The following is an 18,702-nucleotide window of genomic DNA, read 5'->3' on the forward strand; positions in this document are numbered from 1 at the left end:
CCCCGCCCCCGCCCCCCCGCCCCCCCCGCCGCGGCCCCCCCGCCCCCCGCCCCCCCCCCCCCCCCCCCCCGTGCGGCGCTGCCCATCGCCCAGCAACTGGGGGTTGGGAAGGTTGTTAGCCTGGATAATTGACCGCTGCGTCACCCCGTAGCGAGCAGCAATCCGCTCGATGGTGTCGCCGGCTCTCACGGTGTGGGTCAAAAGGGCCTGCCCTGCTGGCAGCCTCTGCTGGGCTCGGCGTGGCCGCTCAGTTTGTAAGCGAGCTTGTGCCTCTGCTTGGCGCTGGGCTTCCTCTTCCTGGCGGCGGCGCTCTTCCGCTTCGCGGGCTTTTTGAGCGGCAATTCTCTCCTTCTCCCGCCGGATTAGCTCGCCCACATCACCGGGGATGAGCAGCCGCTGGCCAATACGTAAATATTCAGGCCGCTCCAGAGGGGTGGCCTCAATAATTCGTTGCTGCGGAACTTGATAGCGCTTGGCAATACCTTCCAGGGTATCGCCTGCCTTGACGGTGTAGATTAACCCCGGCTGGCTAGGGATCAGCAGTTTCTGCCCTGGCTTTAGCTCAGTTCTAGCCTGCAGGCCGTTGGAAACGGCGATGGCAGCAGCATCGAGCTGATACCTCTGGGTTAGGTGCCAGAGGGTTTCTCCTGGCTGCACCTCATGCTCGAGAATGCCTCGGGGCCCTTCCCCTGTTGGGATTTGACCAGCCTCGAGGGCTTGCCGCAGTTGGGCTTTTTTGAGCTCGTAGTTCTGCTGCAGGGCGCCGGAGAGGGTATGCACTGAGGGTGGGATCAGCTCGGCTAGCTCTGCTCCCAAAGGGTAACGAGACAGCTGGCGTTGCTGCAGAGTAGCAGCCCCCGCCACACCCAACATGAGTAAAAGACCGGTGGCCCAGGCTGGATACCCTCGGTAAGCAACCCCCGGCGAGGGAGCTGCCCTCTCGGAGGAGCCCGGCTCCTCAGCGGAACTCGGCAGCGGCTCCTGCCAAACCTCTGCTCTGGGATCCGCCTTCAGCTTTAGGAGCCACACCAGGCTGGCTAAGCTGAGAGAGAGGGCCAAGCCAGCCCACCAACGTCTGGATAGGGCGGAGAACGTTTCAGGATCCCACTCCTTGCCTCCTTCCCCAGAGGGATCTGGAGCTGGCGGGATTCCTACCGAATCCTCAGCCGGAGAGAAAGTCCTAGGGGTATCTAGCTCCTCCCTCTGAGAATCTGAGAAGGTTAATTTTGGAGGCATCCTCACACCACTAGGTAGAGTGCAAGAGAAGAAGTAACCTCTTGGCCCCGCGCCTCGCTTGAAAGCAGCAAGGCTCAAGCCAATGTAACGAATCAGTTTGCACTCTGGTTAGGTTACCGTAGTTGGTAAATCTAGACAAGTCTTCGCAGGTAATTCCAGCTACGATGGTTGCACTACGATGATTTCAGCCTTCTACCTCTTGCAATTTTGCCTAGCCTTATCCCGGGGAGGACGGCGCCTTGGAAAGTAGAGTCCACTTTGCTGTACTTAAAGTTACAACTACAAGCTAGGGCTTTCCATGACTTTAGTTGTCTATAACACTTTGACTCGCCGCAAAGAAGTCTTCCAGCCCCTTGCTGCTAGTGAGGTGGCGGAGGGGGAAAAGCCACTGGTGCGGATGTACGTCTGCGGTGTTACAGTTTACGACCTCTGCCACCTGGGTCACGCGCGCGCCTATGTGGTGTGGGACATGGTGCGCCGTTACCTAGAGTGGCGGGGCTACTGGGTCAAGTATGTGCAGAACTTTACCGATGTGGACGACAAGATCCTCAAGCGGGCACTGGAGCGGGGCGAATCGATGCAGGCGGTGGCGGAACGCTTCATCGCCGAGTACTTCCAGGACATGGATCGCCTCAACGTCAAGCGGGCCGATCTCTACCCCCGGGCAACCCAATCCCTGCCGGCAATGTTCGAGCTAATCCAGGCGCTAGAGCTCAAGGGCTTTGCCTATCGGGTACGGGATCCGCAGGGGAAAATCCCAGGCTATAGCGTCTACTACACTGTCCGTAAATTCCCAGACTACGGTCAACTCTCCGGTTGCAAGCTGGAGGAGCTGGAGGCAGGGGCCAGTGGCCGGGTAGGGGAGGAAGGGGCTGGCAAACGAGATCCCTGGGATTTTGCTCTTTGGAAAGCGGTTCCCCCTTCCGAGCCGGGGTTTGAGTCTCCCTGGGGCTGGGGACGTCCGGGCTGGCACATCGAATGTTCGGCCATGGTGCGGGAAAACTTGGGGGATCACATCGACATTCACGCCGGCGGGGCCGATCTCATTTTTCCCCACCACGAGAATGAGCTCGCCCAATCCGAGCCGATTACCGGCAAGCCGCTGGCCAAGTACTGGCTGCACAACGGCTTTGTCAACGTCAACGGCCAGAAGATGTCCAAATCTTTGGGCAACTTCACCACCCTGCGCCAGGCGCTTGCCGTCTATCACCCTATGGCCCTGCGGCTGTTCTTGTTGCAGACCCACTACCGCAGCCCGATTGACCTCACCGAGGCTGGAATGCAGGCGGCTAGCCGCGGCTGGGAAACCCTCGAGAAAGGGATCCACTGCGCCGAGCAGTTTTGCCAAGGGGAGACAGCCTCCCCTGATCCCAAGGCGATGCAAGCCTTCCAAGCGGCTATGGACGATGACTTTGGCACCCCTGGGGCCCTGGCTGTTGCTTTTGAACTGGCCAAGGAACTGATCCGTGAGCACAACCTGTTGACCCACCAGGGCTACACCCAGCTGGAGCCGCAGGTACTCGGGCAAAAGGGTGCTGCCCTGTTGGAGATCTTAGCTACGCTGGGCTTTTGCTGGTTGCAGCCGGCTGTAGCTGCTCCAGGCCAGGCAAGCGCCCTCCAGAAAGAGGGGCTGCCTCTGCCGCAGGAGCAGATCGAAGAGTTGGTGGCGCAGCGCACGGCTGCCCGCAGGGCGAAAAACTTTGCCGAGGCGGATCGGATTCGAGAGCAGCTAAAGGCCCTGGGGATTACCCTCATCGATCAAAAAGATGGCACCACCCGTTGGCTGCGGGAGTAGGAAGCCTGAGGTGAGCCGCCTACCCCGAAAGGCTAGCAATGGCCTTGTGGTAGAACTGGCGCATCTCAGCAAACCACTCCACCCGCGAGGGATCCCAGGTGTAGAACATGTGGCCGCCGCGGTAGTGGCGCAAGAGGAGGTTGGCCCTAAGGCGAGGATCCAGCTTCATCAAGTCCACCAGGTGGTTAGAGGCAAAGTAGGGCGTAACCAAATCGTAGAAGCCGTGGTGAATGCTCACCCGCAAGTGGGGATTGAGAGCCATGCTGCTGCGCAGCTCGTCCATAGCGCCAATGAACCCCTGCTTGAGCTCCCCTTTGGGGGTAAAGCGCCAGGACTTGAACACCTCTAGGTTGAGGAGGTGGTAGGTCAAGTCTGTGTCCACCTGGAGGGTCTCCCGCAGGTGGCTGTTGATGGCGGCAGTAAACAGGCGATCCACCCCATCCAAGGTGGGATCGGATCCTGCAAAGGTAGGCCGATCCGGAAAGGGATCCACGGTGGTTACCGAGGCATCGTAGAGCCCCAACACCAACCGCTGGGAGCGCAACAGCTCGCGGGCAAAGCTGGCCGGGTCGATCCGCCCGCCCTTGTGGGCCACATACTCAGGTGAGAGTCCGATCCCTGCCGCCATCTCTGCATAGATGGCTTGCCGCTCTGCCTCTGGCATTGCCTCCCCCATGGCCAGAAGCGGCAACAGGCGTTGCCGGGCAAAGCTTTCTGCTTTGGGCAGCAGGAGCTGCAAATCCTCCCCCCAACCACACCGCCCATGATGGGCTGCTGTGGCTACATAGGAAGGGAAAAGCATTGCCCAGCTGCTGAGGTTGTAATCGTTGGTCTCCAACAACCCAAACTCAAGCGCTGGCGAAATGAGAATGGCCCCTGACAGGCCGACCCCAAACCTGGACTGCAGCTCCTTGGCCAGCCGTGCCACCCGAAACCCACCGTAGCTCTCACCAGCAATAAAAATTGGAGAGAGCCAGCGTTTGTAGCGGGAGAGGAAGCCCTGGATAAACTCGCCTAAGGACTGCAGATCCCGCTCCACATCCCAGAAGGGCGCTTCCTTGGGAGGCTCCTCCTCCTTGTCTAGCGGCTGAGTGGGCTTGGGGGCAGAGGTTGCCACAGCTCCCTGAGACTCTTTGGAAGATGGGGAGTCCTCCGAGATGGCGCGGCTAAAGCCTGTCCCTACTGGGTCGACAAAGACCAGGTCGGTAAAGGGCAGCCAACTTTCGGCGTTATCCACAAGGTGTACCGGCGAGGGGGGCAGACTGCCGTTGGGCCCAAAGCGAATGCGTTTCGGCCCCAGCGCACCCATGTGCAGATAGGCAGAGGCTGCCCCTGGCCCTCCGTTGAAAACAAAAGTAAGAGGGCGGTGCTGGGGCTCAGCGTCCTGGCGCAAATAGGCGACGTGGAAGATCTCCGCTACTGGCTTTTCTCGGCGGAAGAGCCTTTGCCAACCAGCCAAGGCCTTGTAGGGGAAGGGCTCTCCTCCAGCGGTAAAGGTGTGCTCAGTGGTGTGCAGGGCAGGGGTGGACTTGGGTTCTACCGCCATAGGTGTCAGGGATCCGCAATCTAACCGATCCCCAGTCAATCACAAGTTGCCGGCCATCCATCCCTTCCAACCTGCTTCTTTGGCGTTAGTGGCTAGAGCAGCCGGCTTCCCCCTTGATCCACCAGGGGGACCACAAGCTGCGGGCAGGTCAGTGGAGAAGCCACCAACGGTTTTCGGCGGAGCTCCTACAAAGCCAGTGGAGCTTCCAAGGTCAAATAAAAGGACTGGCCAGGGCGTAGCACCACCACCTGGGGAGCCGTGACATTGCCCACCACCCCTCCCGCCACCGCGCCCCCCAGAACGTTACCTAGCGAGAGGTTGCCCGTGAGTGCCCCTAGCACCACACCCGCCGCTGCCCCAATAGCCGCATCTTGGGCAATGGCCTCAGCCGTGGAGTGGCGGGGATCCTTCTCGTCGGGAAGGACGCTGGAAGAAGCCCGCAGGCTGTAGGTGCGACCGCCAAGGACAATGGAAGTGGCCACAAAGCGGGATCCGCCCGCTGCTGGCTCCATTTGCCCGAAAACGCGACTGCCGGCTGGGATCACCAAGCGCCCCTGGCTGTCGAAAATGTTCTGCGTAACGGCCACCTCTAGGGGATAGAGGGTGTCCGGGTAAAAGTACTGCGGCCCTTCGCTGCTGAGGCTGCCGACGGGGATAAGGGTCCCCTGGTCAAGACGGTAGGCACCCAATTCAAAAAGGGTCTGGGCCTCCACTGGCAGAGAGGCTAGGCCAGGGATCCCGGTTAAACCAATCGTGACTGCTACTAGAATGGCTCTCATTGCAAAATCTCTGCTTCGGCCAACGTTATCCAGCCAAAGTTCTGGCTCTTTTTTTGTCTTCAACTTTAAGCGGTTCTCGTTGCCTAGCGCTTGCCTTCACAAACGGGGCTTCTGCAGCAGCCAGAGTTCTGTTGCTACTGGATGTGGCTATGAGCCTCGCCCTGGACTCGTAGACACCCCCCGCGAAGATAGGGTAGGCTGCCCTACAGCCCCGCCGTGGGACCTCCCTGGCCCCTTCGTGGAGGGACTAGCAGGAGTGCAGGAGGAGGTCACTCAACGTTTTCGTTGCTTACAAACCCTGACTCCTCTGCAGAGCCAGGGGATTGCAGCGCGTGCTTGAGAGCATGCCATGCCAGGTTGGCACACTTGATGCGCACTGGGAACTGGGCGACCCCCTTCATGGCATTCAGGAAGCGGTACTCTCGGGGAAATTCTTCGCCGCCGCGCATCATGGCCTGAAAGCGCTCCACCAACTGCAGCGCTTCGGGAATAGTACGCCCCCGCACAGCATCAGCCATTAAATCGGCAGAAGCCATAGCAATAGCGCAACCTTCCCCCTCGAATTTGACATCGACAATCTGCTCCTGGTTGGGATCCAGCTGCAAAGTGAGATCAACTGTGTCGCCACAGGAGGGGTTATGGCCGCGTTGGTGGCGGTGAACCGGATTTACCCTGCCAAAGTTGCGAGGCTTTCTGTAGCGCTCGAGAATCACTTGTTGGTAGAGTCCGCGCAGGTTGTCAAGAGGCATTGTTGTTCCCAGCTAATCAACACCTGAGGAGTTGCGTTCGGGCAACATCCTCCCTTTCCAGGAGCCTGGGGAAGCAGCCCCCTCGGATGGTTTGGCGAGATCTAAGTTAATCTTAACTTTGTTCTCAGCTGAGACTAGGCCTGCAGAGGGTGCAAGCTATCTAAGCAGGAGCTCTGGCCAGGCTACTTGGGGAACAATGGTGCGCCGCCCGGCCAACGCAAGCGCATCAAAACGCATCAAAGGGATCCCAACCAGCGCCGCCAGCTCCACCAGGGAGCCCCTCTTCTGCGGGCCCGGAACAGCTCGGCCACTTCTTCGCCGCTGGGCCGAGCTCTAAAGGTCTGGAGGACGCTGTAGCAGCCGTCTTCCTCCTCCTGCCACACACTCCAGGGATCCGGATAGGCGCGAAACAGAGCCCCTCCCACCAGTGAGCGCAGATAGTAGCTGGTCTCAAAGGTACTCAGGAAGCGCTGCCGCAGCCGCCGGCCCGCCAACCCCACTCCCACGGTGGCGGCGTCTTGAAGCTGGGGGTTGAGGAGCACCACCGGCTTGGGATCCCGGCCTTTGGCCGGATCCCCGCCGCTGACCGCCTGGCAGACCCGCTCCACCTGGTCCAAGTTGTAGACTGCTGGCATGACGAAAAGGAGGCTCTGTTCTGGTGTAGGTTGGGTGCGGGCAGTCAGGCTCTGCAGTTGCACTCCTTCGGGAAGGGATCCCCACTCCCGCTGGGCTAGGGCTGCTCCGCCGGCATCGCTAAACAACACCAAAGCTGGTGGCTGGAGCAGCTGCAAGAACGGCCGGGCCAAGACCTCTGGTTTAATCTCAGGAGCAAGAAGCTCAATGAGCAAACGGCGATACCCCGCCTGTATGGCCAGCTGCGTGGCCTGAATGGCCTGCTCACAGGCCTGGGCCAGGTCGACAGGCAAGTGGGGAAATTGGGTTAGTTGTAGGTGCTCGGCCACAGTTCAATCCCACTAGAAGACACTTAGCCGGACGACTCTTCCCAAGCCCTGTGGGTGAGCAACTCCTCCAGCACCCGTACCCCCCGCAGTTGGTTGGAAAGGGGCAGGTGACCCTTGGGAGCAGAGAGATCCCAGGTAAACTCCTCAGGATAGCGGGTCCAGTGGTAGCCTTGCTTCCAGCCAATGAGCGACCAAAAGCGCTCCCAATTGCGATTTACCCCCAGCCACAGCTGCCGCTGCACCGAGTAGCCGAAGCGATCCCCAGAAGCCGCCCGCCACAGGGCATCGATGGTGCGCAAATCCTCCACTGGGATCCGGCTTACCTCAGAAAAGTACAACCAGCCCCGCCGCAGTGCCCCCTCTCCTGCTGCTTGACACAGCAATTGTAGACTTAGGCGATCCGCCTCCCGCCAGGCTCCTGCCAACAACAGCTCCTGCAAAGGCCGGTAGTCGATGTTCAGGGCCGAAATCAGAGGCACAGCTACCATTGCCCAGTTGCCGAAGGTCTTCCTCGATATCTTAGTCCCCTCAGCTTTCGGGCGGGTACTGGGGCGGATCCCCAAAGATGAGGCGATAGCCGATGTAGGCCACCCCCACCAGCCCCGCTAGAATCCACAAGAAGGTCGAGAAGGGCAGATAGGAAAAAAAGATCACATAGACCCGGCGGCTAAGCCAAGAGAGAATGAGATAGGCCGCTGCCACGAGGCCGATCCCTTGCAGAGTGCGGAAAGCCGGCACCCGCGAGAGCGGCATGCGCTGGCGGGCCACCCAGATGGAGGCGAGAAAATAGTAGGGAGGCACCAGCAACAGGAACATATCCGCCTGCTTGACCACTGCCTGCCAGCCAGCTGTGTTGGTGGCGTAGGCCAGGTAGCCAGCCCAGAGGACGAGGCTTACCGCTGCTAGGCCAAGGTTTAAGCTAAGCAAAAAAGGCTCTTCCCACTGCCCCGGGATCCAGTGGCAGAGAACCCAAACCAACCAGGGGGCGGCAAAGAGCAAGATGGCAATCGTTGGGCCGTTGGTGTTGAGCTGCGTGAAAAACGTTTCCAGCGTCATACAAAAAATGTCAATTTCTCTCGCTAGTAGTGTAGTTCCAATCCTTGCCCAAAATCTGTCAACAAGGTGGTAGGCATCAAGTCTTTCCGACAACCGGAAGAGTCCTTCTCCCAAGCCAACACCCCTCCCCCACGAAGGAGAGGGGCAACTGGCTGGACAACGGCTCAAACTACAGACCTTGCAGCACTGTGTCCTGGCGCACCGAGAGGTTCTGGATGCGGGTATCCTGGGCAGCCGGTGTGTCGGCTTGGGTAAACACCCCGATCTGCCGCAGGTAGCGAGCTAGAGCATCCTGTTCGCTGCCGGGAGTATCGAAGGTGAGGCCGGAACTGGGGGCCAAGTTCACCCGGTTGGGGTTAGACAGGCGCGGGAAGGGGTAGTCATCCCCACCGTTGGCCAAGAAGTCCAGCGTCACCAGGCGGAAGGTACGGCGGGGATCCCCTTGCAGCTGGCCGTTGCGCACCACTACATCAGGGCCCCTGGGGGTATCCACCCGCAAAGAAACTACGCGGGATCCCGGTGGCCGCGAGGGATCAAAGCTGAAGGCAAAGCCGCCAATCTGCGGGAAGCGGCCTGGTGTAGCCCCTGGCTGGGTTTGGGCCACTCCATGTTCTATCAATTGCTTCAGCTCCTCAGCGGTGACGGTTACCAGCGACAGGCCGTTGTTAAAGGCCAGAGCGGTTTCGATATCCAGTTGCGAAATTTGGCCTGCCTGCTTGCCGGCATCGGGGTTGGCCAGCGGAGGGATCCGCCGCACCGGCTCGCCGCCGCCGCCACCGGTGGTAGCTCCGATGGGAGCGCGAATGCCGCCGCCGTTTTTTAGAGAGATGACCGTGGTGGGGTCAACCGTTCTGGCGTAGGCCAAGTTGGCATCAGCCGTGAGGTTGCCCAGGTTGGTTTCCTCGGTGCGTACCTCGGCCCGCAGGCCGTTGAGGAACTGCGTTGTGGAGCCAAAGATGCGTCCATCCTTGGTGCGGATGATGTTGCCGATCTCGTTGGCCACCCGCACCACCTCAGGGTTGGGAGTGCCGCCTACGGCTGCTACCCCTTGCTCGTCGGTGGCATAGGCGCCGCTTACCGGATCAATGCGGGCAATCACCCCGTTGGCGTCGAAGCCAACCACCAAGCGGCCCACGTAGCGGTAGTTGGCGCCGGTGTTGACCACCGCCACCGGCTGGCCACTGGCGGAGGAGCGCAGAATGGGGTAGTCGCCCGTGCGCACATCCCCAGGGCGCAGGCGGTCGGTGGGCTTGGCAATCACCCGATGGGAGCCCCCTGCAATGATGACGTCCACATCCCGCAACTGGCTGGCCAGGGCCACCTCGTTTTGGAGCTGCTGCAGGTGGGCCAGGAGGATGATCTTGTTAATGCCCTGGGCAGTAAGCTGGTTAACGAAATTTTGAATCAAGGCGGCGCTGACCTGGTCACTGTCATCTACTCTGCCTTCCACCCTTACTTCAGGGCCAGGACTGGAAATGGCAGCTAGGCGCGTGGTGGTGGCTCCCACTAGGCCAATTCGCTGTCCCCCTACAGTAATCACAGCGGTTTTGGCAATCTTGCCCGGAATGGAACTGGCCTCTTGCCCATCGGGAGCTAGATCAGTGCTGCTTAATTCGCCGGTGCCGCTAAAGCTGAGGTTGGCGCTTAGGTAGGGAAAGCGGGCGCCCGCATAGCCGCGGCTAGGGTCAGGCCGCAGGAGGTCGCGGAGTTGCCGGGTACCCTGGTCAAACTCGTGGTTGCCAAGAGCAGAGGCCTGAAAGCCAATGGCATTGAGGATCTCGATATCAGCCTTGCCAGGCGTGCGGTCGTAGCGAGCCCGCAGCGAGGGATCGGCGCTGGCGTTGTAGAAGGGGCTGGGAATGTAGTTGTCGCCACTAGAGAGGATCACGGTGTTGGGAAATTGGGGCCGCAGCGCATTCACCACCGCCGAGAAGCGGGGTGCATCCTGAACGGCAGCGATGGAAGCTTCTAAGTCGCTGGCGTGCAAAATCTGCAGCGTGAAGACAGGCGGCTGGGGGGAGAGGGTGACGTTGGGATCCGAGGCAATAAACCCCGCTCCTCCCCCGGCTGGAGGAACTGAGCTGCCGTCGGTGGTACCGCAGGCGTTAGCCAGACCCAGCGCCAAGCAGCACAGCCCAGCCCCAAGGGACTTGGCCAGAGGGTTCAGCCAAGCCGGGAACCCTCCCTTGGCAGGGGCAGACCCTCGCGTGCAACAAGCTGGTTTCATGACCATCCCTACACTCCGTCCACAAGACGCCCTCGCGTTCACGTTACCAGGGCTGGGCGGGAGGTTTTGCTATGGTTTGTTTAAGGTTAGGTCAAGCCCAGGTTAAGCTTGGCTGGGATCCCAGCCAAACTGGTGCAGGTCCACCCGGCCCTCGGCGTCGAAGGGGATCCCTTCGGCTTGGAGCAAGACTTTTTGCAGGTCGTCGTAGCCAAGGCGAAAGGGGGAGTAGGAGATGCGCCCTTGGGCGTTGATCACCCGGTGCCAGGGGATGTCGGTCTTTTGGCCTTGCAGGCGAAACAGGGCATAGCCCACCTGGCGAGCATACCCCGGATAGCCGGCCAGCCGCGCCACCTGCCCATAGGTGGCCACTCGCCCCGGCGGGATCCGCCGCACAACTTCATAGAAGCGCTGGTAGAGGCTGATGGATTGGGCCTCGGTGGGGCAAGCCGGTGTCATAGGGATCCCTACCCAAACTCAGGAGACAATGGAGTTGGCTGATAACAAGCGCAGCTCTTCCTATGAGTTATCTCATTGCCGTCCTGCCGGATCGCATGGCTGCCGAAGCGGCCTACAGCGCCCTGGAACAAGCGGGCTTTCCCGTGGAGCGGCTGCACCTCCTGGGGCGAGGCTACAAAACGGCAGATGAGTTTGGGCTCATCGATCCGGCCCAAGCAGCCCGCCGGCAGATGCAGCGCCTAGCCATTTGGCTGGTGCCCTTTGGCTTCTTGGCGGGAGTGGGGTTCAGCCTCCTCAGCGGCCTGGATACCTTTGCTTGGGCGGGATCCCTGGGCAACCACCTCATTGGCGGCCTATTGGGTGCCCTGGGCGGGGCCATGGGCAGCTTTTTTGTGGGGGGAGGAGTGGGTCTAACCAGTGGCTCTGGCGATGCCCTGGCCTACCGCAACCGCCTCAATGCAGGCAAGTACGTGCTCATTGTGGAGGAAGCAAGCGAAACCCGCCTTCGCGAGGCGACGCGGATTTTGCGCCAATTTGAGCCGGAGAATCTACAAGGGTACAGCGAGCACCTTTGAACTTGACCTAGCTGCCGGTACAGCAAGCTTAGACCCTTTGCGTACGTGCAATTAATTGTGAGGTAGCAAAAAGCATGTTTTGGCAGTGGCGGCGACCTTTGGCCTTGCCTGCTCCAGTGGGCCGCAACTGGGCCGTTGGCCTGGGAGCAGGGATCGCCTGGCTGGCCTCTGGGCCGGCTCTTGCTCACCACGTTTTGGGCGGGAGATTGCCGGCCACAGGATGGGAAGGATTTCTCTCGGGGCTGGCTCACCCTGTTATTGGCTTAGATCACCTGGCCTTTGTGGTGGCCATGGGTCTCATTGCAGCGGGGCAGCCCTGGCGCTACGGGATCCCTTTGGGCTGTGTGCTGGCCAGTCTACTGGGCACCGGGATCCACCTGGCCGGCTGGGATCCCTTGGGGCTGACGGAGTTGGCGATTGCCTGCTCCATAGTTCTCTTTGGCCTACTGCTGGTTCAATCGCGGCAGCTCCCCAGTTGGCTCTTGCTGCTGTGGGGGTCCCTGGCTGGGCTATTCCATGGCTATGCCTATGCCGAAGCCATCCTCGGCGCCGAACCCATGCCCTGGCTGGGCTACTTACTGGGGTTGAGCACCGTGCAATATGGGGTAGCGCTCCTTGCCCTCTGGGCAGCTGAAACCTGGGCAGAGAGGATCCCTGGCTTCATCCGCAGCGCCGGCTGGATGATTGCGATAGTGGGGTCTATATTCCTGACGTTGGCGGTGGTGAGCTCCTAGACACCGTTGCACTGGGGATCCCCAATCCGGTACAAGGATAACGGTGAAGATCAACTCAAACAAGGGGAGATCCCATGGAGCGCACTTTTATCGCCATCAAGCCAGACGGCGTGCAGCGGGGTCTGGTGGGCACCATTATCCAGCGCCTGGAAAGCCGGGGCTACCAATTGGTGGGCCTAAAGCTGGTGCAGGTAAGCCGAGAGCTGGCAGAAGCCCACTACGCTGAACACAAGGAACGCCCTTTCTTCCCCGGCCTGGTAAAGTTTATTACCTCAGGGCCAGTGGTGGCCATGGTCTGGCAGGGCAAAGGAGTGATTGCTGCCGCTCGCAAGCTAATTGGCAAAACCAACCCCCTGGAAGCCGAGCCGGGCACCATCCGCGGCGATTTTGGCATTGATATTGGCCGCAACCTTGTCCACGGTTCTGACGGGCCGGAAACTGCCCAGCGGGAGATTGCCCTTTGGTTTCAAGAATCCGAGCTGGTGAACTGGACGCCTGCCACCCAAAGCTGGATTTACGAAGAGCTGTAGAGCTGCAAAGGGCACTCAAGACTCAAGCATCTGGGCTGGCACTACAATAAGGGTATTGCCCTCGCGCTCGATCACGTAAAGCTCTTGACCAGGTTGGATGGCTAAGTTAGGGATACTGCACTTGGCATTCCAGATGGAGCCGAGATAGGAGACCCGACCCCGCTCACCCGGCGGAATGGCCGTAACTGCCCGCGCTTCTCGCGATTCCTTCAGGAGATCTTCCAACTGCGTTGAAGGAGAGGGCAGCAGACGCCGGCTGAGAATGATTAGCCCAAGGGAGAGCCCAATCCAAGCCAAGAACTGGGCCCAAACTGGCCAACCCCAATGGGCCAAAAGAGCAGCGCCTAGAGCAGCCAAACCCACTGGGCCAGCTACCAGCCCCGGCAAAAACAGCTCGGAGGCAATGAGAACCAACCCAAGAACAATCCAGGGCCAAACCATAGGACCTAGGGATCCCACCACGTTTAGTATGGCTCACAGCCTCCGGATTCTGGGCAGGGATCCCTTTTTCTCCTGGCTAGACTGCCAGCTAGCCACCCAGGGGGTAGGGCTTCAAAAACTGCAAGGGATCCCTCTCCTCCTAAGGGGAATTCTTGGGTAAGTTCCTGGACTCGGCAAGCCGCATCAGGGTTTCCCAGTCTGTGTTCATGATGAAGGCCACCGCCTGAAGGGCTGCTTCTCGGTGGGGGCAGGCCTCGCCTAAAACGCAGCCATCTCGGCAAAGAGTGGCGCAGTCGTGCTCAGGGCTCTTGAGATTTGGGCCAGCCATACCGTCGTTCTCTCCTGGGGTTTTACATTTTCTTTAGGATACCCGACCTGAAGAGAATCTTGCGCCTGCTAGGGATCGGAATGGGCGCAGATAGCCTGGATGAGGTGAGAAGACCGGTTAAGCCCAGAGGAGCAGTGGTCTTATGGAGTTTTCCCAACTGCAAGTGCTGGTGGAGCGGGCTCTGGAAGATAAGAAGCTAACCCGCAGCGAGGTGGATCAAATCATCGCCGCCATCCGGGCCGATGGCAAAATCTCCCCGGAAGAGATGAACTTGCTGGAGTCCATTCGCGAGAAGGTGCTGCGCCGAGAAATTCAGGTGGTGGAAGAGTAAGGGGCGGGGATCTCTTTTTGCAGGTAGAGGGTAACCTCGCTGCGGTTGTGGAACAGGTGGCGGGCTCTCACCACGGAAAAAGCCTTGCCCAAAATGTCCAGCGTTTGCTGCAGCACCCGCAGGCGGGAGCGGCGGGGGAGTTTTAGGGTCATCACGGCTGCCCCCTGCGGCTCCAGATAAGGGGCAAAAGCCACCATCAAATGGGCAGAGGCGCGGCCATCCATGCGCATGTCGTTGAGAATGAGGTGAAACCGCCCCGCGCAGCGAGCCAGATAGGCTTGGGCGCTGAGGCGGTGGTGACAAATGCCGGCATCGGAGCGGAGACGCTTGTCCAGCTCTGCCGGATCCACGGCCGTCACCTGCTGGCCATGCAGGCGCAAAATGCGCGACCAGCCCCCCGGCGCTGCCCCCAGATCTAGGGCCTGCCCTCCTGGGTGCAAAGGGATGCGAAACACCTGGATGGCTTCTAGCAACTTGAACTCAGAGCGGCTAATCTGACAGGGATCGCGGCGGAAGCGGTGAATGCCGCCGGCCCACGTGGAGAGGTTTTGCGCTGCCCGCGACAGGCCCAGCCAAGCTCGGATCCCTGTCGGGTTGGCCAGGATCACCACCGAGATCACCTGTTGGGGATCCCTGACCTGCAGCGGCGCCCCCACTGCTGCCGCCACCTGGGCTGCTAGGGCGGCGTTGACCTGAAAGGGCTTGACGTTGAGCTTGCCAAATAGGCGCGTCTGCACAGAAAAGCTGAGGGCAGGGTCGATGGCCGCCAACAGCTCTTCGTCTAGACAGAGTTGCGCTAGGGATCCCTCGTCCAGCTGAAACTCCCGCTGGATGGGGCAGATGTGGCGCAAAAAAATAGGGGGGTTGGCCTGCCAGGCCTGGGCAAGGTCGGCAAAGGAACGCTGACTGCACACCCACACAAGGCCAGGTGCCTCCGGCAAGGGCTGAAGGACGGCCTCGGGATCCGCCGCCGCAATTTCCCGCCTTGCCAGATCCAGAAAGTTGGGGTCGGCGCTGCCCAGCCACAGGTGAGTAGCAGGGGGAAGAAACCTGCTCACTTGACCCGCTGCCATCGCAGATAGGGCAAAGAAGCAGCCACCTCTTGAATCCGATCCCGGGCGGCCAGCAACTGTCCGGTGGCATCCCACGTCCCCTGCACCAGCATCTGCCAGGCCCCCTGCGGGATTTCAACAGCAGCGGCCTTGTCCTCCCAACGCACCTGTTTGTTGAGCAGATCCAGCGTTAACTGGAGCTGCGGGTTTCTGACCACTGCCTCCTGGAGAGTGTGGATTACGCTCGCAGGTGCTGTTACACAGGGGATCCCCAAACTTAGACAGTTGCCGAAAAAGATCTCGGCAAAGCTTTCGCCAATGAGGGCGCGGATCCCCCACTTGGCCAGGGCCTGGGGGGCATGTTCCCGGCTGGAGCCACAGCCAAAGTTAGCGTTGACCAGCAAGATCTCTGCCCCCTGGTACTGAGGCAGGTCAAAGGGGTGCTGGCCGGCAGCTTGGGCGCGGTCGTCGGCAAACACGTGTTGGCCCAAGCCCTCAAAGGTAACGCATCTTAGGAAGCGGGCTGGGATAATCCGGTCCGTGTCAATGTCATTGCCTACCAGTGGGATCCCTCGACCTGTAATACTTAAAACTTCGCTTGCCATGCAAACCCCTGGCGAAACTTCACCCTCCGTCCAGAGATGGGCTAAAAGCGGCGGTAAACTTGGTTCTCCAAGTTGCGCACCTGTCGCTCCAGGCGATCCAGCCGCCCGCGCAGCTCATCCATTTCCGACTGGCGAGGCACGCCCAAATCCTGCAAAACGTTGCGCACCTGCCGCTGCACGTAGGATTCCAAGTTGCTCTGTTCAGTTTTTACCTGGTTGAGCAGGCTGTTGAGGAGATTGGATGCCTCTTCTGAGCTAAGCTGCCCTTTTTGCACCAGCTCATCGGCAGCTTTCTTTAACTGCTCTGCCAACAAAGTCGTGGTGCCAACACCCATCAGTAAGAGCTGACGTAGGATACTATTGTTTTCCAATGCTGCCCTCCAGAGACCACTTGACCAACAGGACTGTCCCCCATGACCTTTCTAGCCCCCTCTCTTAGGGCGGCCTCTGCCATCATAACAAATGAGCTCCACCCCCTCGAAGAGGGGTCAGTTTCAACCCCTATGGGGTGCCGGCCCAGGGGTTTCTGCCACTGGCAGCGCGGAGCGCCTGCCCTCGGGGATAGGGAAAACGCCAAAGTGCTAGCAACAGAGTTGGGCATTCCCCAAAAGATGCGGGAAGATTAGGAGTTAGGAAAGCCGGGATCCCAAGTCTTCTTGTTTGCCGAGGAACCCCCATGCACGATCTGGAGAGTTTGCCAGAACCGGTAGCTGATGCCCTGATCAAAAGTCTGCTTACAGATCTGGAACGGCTCATTAACCAGCATGGTTTGTCGGAGGTTTTGGTGGGGTTGGCCATGTATTGCAATGTGCAGTTCAAGGCCAAGCTCAACAAGCCCAACCGCACTGAGAGGGATGAGGAGTTGGGGTTTTATTTCCGCGACGCTGCCAAGGCTCTAGAGGTAGCAGCCAGCCTCACCTACCGCACCATTGACCGCTCCCGGCCCAGCCAGCCCAACGCTTAGCCACCCCCACCTCCAGCCCCTCTCCCTGAGGGAGAGGGGAGGTGGCCAGTGCTCTGGGGTTTGGGGTGGCAAGGGATCCCCCTGGGTTCTTATGCTGGTGGGCAACAGTTGCAGTGAGGCCGAGCGTGAGAGTTGTCTGGGAACGCAGCATTTACGCGGGCAATGGCCGCGTGCCCTGCATTATCTGCGGCGGATGGGCCACCCCGATCCAGAAAAAGGGGCAGCAGGTGCTGCTGGCGGTGGTCTACAACGACCGCGGCCAAATCTATGGCGAGATCTGCCGCAGTTGCCTTAGCCTGGGGGCTAAGGGCATCAAAGAGTATCTACGGGAGCGGATTGCCCGCCTGCGTAGACAACTGCAAGATCTGGAGGAGCTGGAGCGGGGAGAGGTGGAGTTGCCCACCTTGGAGGAGGAGCTGAGCGCTTACCTAGATTGAGGACTGCCCTTCCCGCCGCTCAATCGGGATCTTGAGCCAACGGCTCAGCTCCGAGGCCAGCCATTCCAGCTCTGGCTCCTGCAGACCCGTTAGCTCGTACTTGCGGATGCCCGCCCAGATGTTCAACCGTGGGCTCACCTCCCCGCGATCCCCATCGGAATCCCGTTTGGTATGGCGCGGGATCAACTCCAGCCGGTCAATATCCCGTCGTAAACTAGGGGGAACTGGATGAAAACGTAGGCCAAACAGCTCGTGGGCTAAGCTGATCCGTTCTTTGTCAATATGCAGGTAGGCCTTGCCGAATAACCCGTAGAGGATCCCGCGCATCACTGCCAACCCCACCATCCAGAAGGGCAGCGTGAACAGGCCAACCATCAGATTGCCCGGAAAAGGAGCATACCAAACCGACATGATCGTGAAAAAGGCCATGAAGGAGTTCCAAGTAATGGCGAAAGGCAACGAAGCCAAGGCACCGGATCGTTGGGCCGGGATCACTACCAGAAAGATCTGCTCGGACTTGTACAGTTGAATCCGGCTGCCTGCCGGCTTTCGGCGGGGAACCGCGGCTGCTGTTGAAGGAACCGGCAGGGGGTGGCGATCCAACTGCTCCAGTGCCGCCAGGGCCTGCCGGGCGGAAGTGGGGCGATCCGCCACTAAGGGCTCTGTCAGCCAGCGCAGCCAGTCGCGAAAGGCCGGGCTCAGTTGCACCGCTTGCTCGAACCCAATCCGGGATCCCACCTGCGGCAAGTCCGCCGGATGCTGGCCTGTCAGCAGGTGAATCAGCGTGGCGCCTAGGCTGTAGAGATCGGAGGCAGGCACAGTTCTGCCGCCAAATTGCTCTAGGGGCATGTAGCCGTAGCTCCCCACCACGGTGTAGGATCCCTGCTCCCGCGGCGCAGCCGCCTGCACCGAGCCAAAATCCACCAGGTACACCTGCCCGTCGGCTGCCAACAGAATGTTGCTGGGCTTGAGATCTCGGTGGATAACCGGCGGATGGAGCTCGTGGAGGTAGATGAGGATGCGCAGCAGCTTTTGCGCCAAGTCGCGCACTTCTGGCTCGGCAAAACGTCGCCCTCGCTCTATCCACTCCTGCAACGAGGGGGCATCGATGTAGCTTTGAACCAGCGCCAGGCCGCGCCCCCCTTTCAGGGCAATTTCAAAGCAATCGCGGTACTGGGGAATGGCCGGGTGGGAGAGAGTTTGCAGGATCTGGGCTTCTCGCTCAAACAGCTTCAGGTCGGCCCAGTTGAAATCCGGCCCGAATAGGATTAGCTTGATGACAACCGGTTCTGAGGTGAGGAGATCCCGCGCTAGGTAGGTGTGTCTACCGCTACGCTTGCTCAGCCGCCGCTCGAGTTGATACCGCTGCCGCCAAACTGGACGCTCTGAAGCCATCTCTCCTCGCTCAAGCACCCCGTTTGCTCAGCTCCATAGTAGCTCTAGGACAGGGATCCCCTCGGGGTCAGAAATTTGTTCTGGGAGACAGAATCAATGGGATTCCTGGAAAGCCTATCCAACAGCTTTCCCAAAACGGGCAGGATATGCTGGCGAGGGATCCCTGGTTCTCTACCGAGTCTCCCCTGGCCCCTCCGCCTGTTTCCCCACCTACTACCAGGGCTTTCTCCCCAAGCCAGCCTAGAGGAGATCAAAGCCGCTTGCCGCCGGCGGGTGCCGTCTGCCTGCCGACTTCCCCGAAGGGTTGCGGCAATTGGCCCAGTGAGATACCACGTCCCTCAGCAACAGCCAGATCCCAGCCCTCCCCCTTGCCGCAGCCGGCTGTGACCTCTACTGCTTGGCTTGCTCTCTTGAGTGCCGGCTGGAGGGGGGCTGCTCTCTGTTTGGCAAGTTTGGGTCCTCAGCCCGGCCCAAGGTTTGGATGTGGCCAGCAAAACGAGTTTC

The 18,702-nt window shown here is 60.1% G+C and carries 22 protein-coding genes; 7 read left to right on the plus strand and 15 right to left on the minus strand.

The genetic code is table 11. The annotated features are described in order from the left end of the window. A partial coding sequence (locus tag NW827_RS00785) for a LysM peptidoglycan-binding domain-containing protein (RefSeq protein WP_414503224.1) occupies positions 1-1,059 on the minus strand: 1,059 nt, incomplete at its 3' end. 475 nt (positions 1,060-1,534) lie between these two features. Between NW827_RS00785 and cysS the strand changes: the two genes are divergently transcribed. Continuing rightward, positions 1,535-3,031 carry a cysteine--tRNA ligase gene (gene cysS / locus NW827_RS00790; protein ID WP_414360572.1) on the plus strand — a complete coding sequence of 499 codons (1,497 nt, stop codon included), beginning with the start codon at positions 1,535-1,537 and terminating at the stop codon, positions 3,029-3,031. Positions 3,032-3,050: 19 nt separating this feature from the next. Here the strand turns inward: cysS and NW827_RS00795 are convergent, their stop codons facing one another. From NW827_RS00795 to NW827_RS00830, 8 genes are all read right to left on the minus strand, one after another. Further along, positions 3,051-4,577, minus strand: coding sequence for a S10 family peptidase (locus tag NW827_RS00795; RefSeq protein WP_414404371.1), 1,527 nt, complete (start codon positions 4,575-4,577; stop codon positions 3,051-3,053). 185 nt (positions 4,578-4,762) lie between these two features. Beyond that, the gene (locus tag NW827_RS00800; RefSeq protein WP_414360575.1) at positions 4,763-5,356 is read right to left on the minus strand and encodes a hypothetical protein; all 594 of its coding nucleotides are present in this window, start codon (positions 5,354-5,356) and stop codon (positions 4,763-4,765) included. Between the two features lie 269 nt (positions 5,357-5,625). Beyond that, entirely contained in the window at positions 5,626-6,105 is a 480-nt protein-coding gene (sufU, locus tag NW827_RS00805) for a Fe-S cluster assembly sulfur transfer protein SufU (protein WP_414360577.1), read from the minus strand. Between the two features lie 236 nt (positions 6,106-6,341). After that, positions 6,342-7,067, minus strand: a complete 726-nt coding sequence (locus NW827_RS00810) for a DUF1995 family protein (RefSeq protein WP_414360579.1) — start codon at positions 7,065-7,067, stop codon at positions 6,342-6,344. A gap of 23 nt (positions 7,068-7,090) precedes the next feature. After that, the gene (locus tag NW827_RS00815) at positions 7,091-7,555 is read right to left on the minus strand and encodes a GUN4 domain-containing protein (RefSeq protein WP_414360580.1); all 465 of its coding nucleotides are present in this window, start codon (positions 7,553-7,555) and stop codon (positions 7,091-7,093) included. Between the two features lie 40 nt (positions 7,556-7,595). Next, on the minus strand, positions 7,596-8,123 hold the full coding sequence (locus tag NW827_RS00820) for a hypothetical protein (protein WP_414404370.1): 528 nt from the start codon (positions 8,121-8,123) through the stop codon (positions 7,596-7,598). 169 nt (positions 8,124-8,292) lie between these two features. Beyond that, positions 8,293-10,248 carry a bifunctional metallophosphatase/5'-nucleotidase gene (locus NW827_RS00825; protein ID WP_414404369.1) on the minus strand — a complete coding sequence of 652 codons (1,956 nt, stop codon included), beginning with the start codon at positions 10,246-10,248 and terminating at the stop codon, positions 8,293-8,295. A gap of 204 nt (positions 10,249-10,452) precedes the next feature. Beyond that, positions 10,453-10,806 (minus strand): MGMT family protein, encoded by a 354-nt coding sequence (locus tag NW827_RS00830; RefSeq protein WP_414360586.1) that lies wholly within the window; start codon positions 10,804-10,806, stop codon positions 10,453-10,455. A gap of 62 nt (positions 10,807-10,868) precedes the next feature. Between NW827_RS00830 and NW827_RS00835 the strand changes: the two genes are divergently transcribed. From NW827_RS00835 to ndk, 3 genes are all read left to right on the plus strand, one after another. Beyond that, complete coding sequence (locus NW827_RS00835) at positions 10,869-11,381, plus strand: hypothetical protein (protein WP_414360588.1); 513 nt, start codon at positions 10,869-10,871, stop codon at positions 11,379-11,381. Between the two features lie 74 nt (positions 11,382-11,455). Next, positions 11,456-12,115, plus strand: a complete 660-nt coding sequence (locus NW827_RS00840; RefSeq protein WP_414404368.1) for a HupE/UreJ family protein — start codon at positions 11,456-11,458, stop codon at positions 12,113-12,115. A 74-nt stretch (positions 12,116-12,189) separates the two neighbouring features. Continuing rightward, positions 12,190-12,645 carry a nucleoside-diphosphate kinase gene (gene ndk / locus NW827_RS00845; RefSeq protein WP_414360590.1) on the plus strand — a complete coding sequence of 152 codons (456 nt, stop codon included), beginning with the start codon at positions 12,190-12,192 and terminating at the stop codon, positions 12,643-12,645. Positions 12,646-12,660: 15 nt separating this feature from the next. On the opposite strand, the gene NW827_RS00850 is transcribed toward ndk, so the two are convergent. Together NW827_RS00850 and NW827_RS00855 are read right to left on the minus strand one after the other, a co-directional pair. Continuing rightward, the gene (locus tag NW827_RS00850; RefSeq protein ID WP_414404367.1) at positions 12,661-13,086 is read right to left on the minus strand and encodes an NfeD family protein; all 426 of its coding nucleotides are present in this window, start codon (positions 13,084-13,086) and stop codon (positions 12,661-12,663) included. Positions 13,087-13,225: 139 nt separating this feature from the next. Beyond that, positions 13,226-13,414, minus strand: coding sequence for a hypothetical protein (locus NW827_RS00855; RefSeq protein ID WP_414360594.1), 189 nt, complete (start codon positions 13,412-13,414; stop codon positions 13,226-13,228). Positions 13,415-13,556: 142 nt separating this feature from the next. Between NW827_RS00855 and NW827_RS00860 the strand changes: the two genes are divergently transcribed. Then, positions 13,557-13,745: a hypothetical protein gene (locus tag NW827_RS00860; protein WP_414360596.1), complete on the plus strand. Its 189-nt coding sequence runs from the start codon at positions 13,557-13,559 to the stop codon at positions 13,743-13,745. Here the strand turns inward: NW827_RS00860 and NW827_RS00865 are convergent. Genes NW827_RS00865 through NW827_RS00875 form a run of 3 tightly spaced genes read right to left on the minus strand, consistent with a single transcriptional unit; the run spans position 13,727 to position 15,773 of the window. Next, a complete protein-coding gene (locus NW827_RS00865) occupies positions 13,727-14,803 on the minus strand; it encodes an SAM-dependent methyltransferase (RefSeq protein ID WP_414503225.1) in 1,077 nt (358 codons plus the stop codon). The genes NW827_RS00860 and NW827_RS00865 overlap by 19 nt on opposite strands. Then, positions 14,800-15,402 (minus strand): 3-isopropylmalate dehydratase small subunit, encoded by a 603-nt coding sequence (gene leuD, locus NW827_RS00870; protein WP_414360600.1) that lies wholly within the window; start codon positions 15,400-15,402, stop codon positions 14,800-14,802. Before leuD ends, NW827_RS00865 begins: the two co-directional genes overlap by 4 nt. A 41-nt stretch (positions 15,403-15,443) precedes the next feature. Further along, a complete protein-coding gene (locus NW827_RS00875; RefSeq protein WP_414360602.1) occupies positions 15,444-15,773 on the minus strand; it encodes a phasin family protein in 330 nt (109 codons plus the stop codon). 305 nt (positions 15,774-16,078) lie between these two features. Between NW827_RS00875 and NW827_RS00880 the strand changes: the two genes are divergently transcribed. Both NW827_RS00880 and NW827_RS00885 read left to right on the plus strand, forming a co-directional pair. Next, a complete protein-coding gene (locus tag NW827_RS00880; RefSeq protein ID WP_414360605.1) occupies positions 16,079-16,366 on the plus strand; it encodes a hypothetical protein in 288 nt (95 codons plus the stop codon). 125 nt (positions 16,367-16,491) lie between these two features. After that, positions 16,492-16,803 carry a hypothetical protein gene (locus NW827_RS00885; RefSeq protein ID WP_414404365.1) on the plus strand — a complete coding sequence of 104 codons (312 nt, stop codon included), beginning with the start codon at positions 16,492-16,494 and terminating at the stop codon, positions 16,801-16,803. Here NW827_RS00885 and NW827_RS00890 read toward each other — a convergent pair. Further along, the gene (locus NW827_RS00890; RefSeq protein WP_414360609.1) at positions 16,795-18,198 is read right to left on the minus strand and encodes a serine/threonine protein kinase; all 1,404 of its coding nucleotides are present in this window, start codon (positions 18,196-18,198) and stop codon (positions 16,795-16,797) included. The genes NW827_RS00885 and NW827_RS00890 overlap by 9 nt on opposite strands. Between the last annotated feature and the right edge of the window lie 504 nt (positions 18,199-18,702).

Origin of the sequence: Synechococcus sp. H70.1 (assembly GCF_047502705.1) — a bacterium.
Lineage (GTDB): Bacteria > Cyanobacteriota > Cyanobacteriia > Thermostichales > Thermostichaceae > Thermostichus.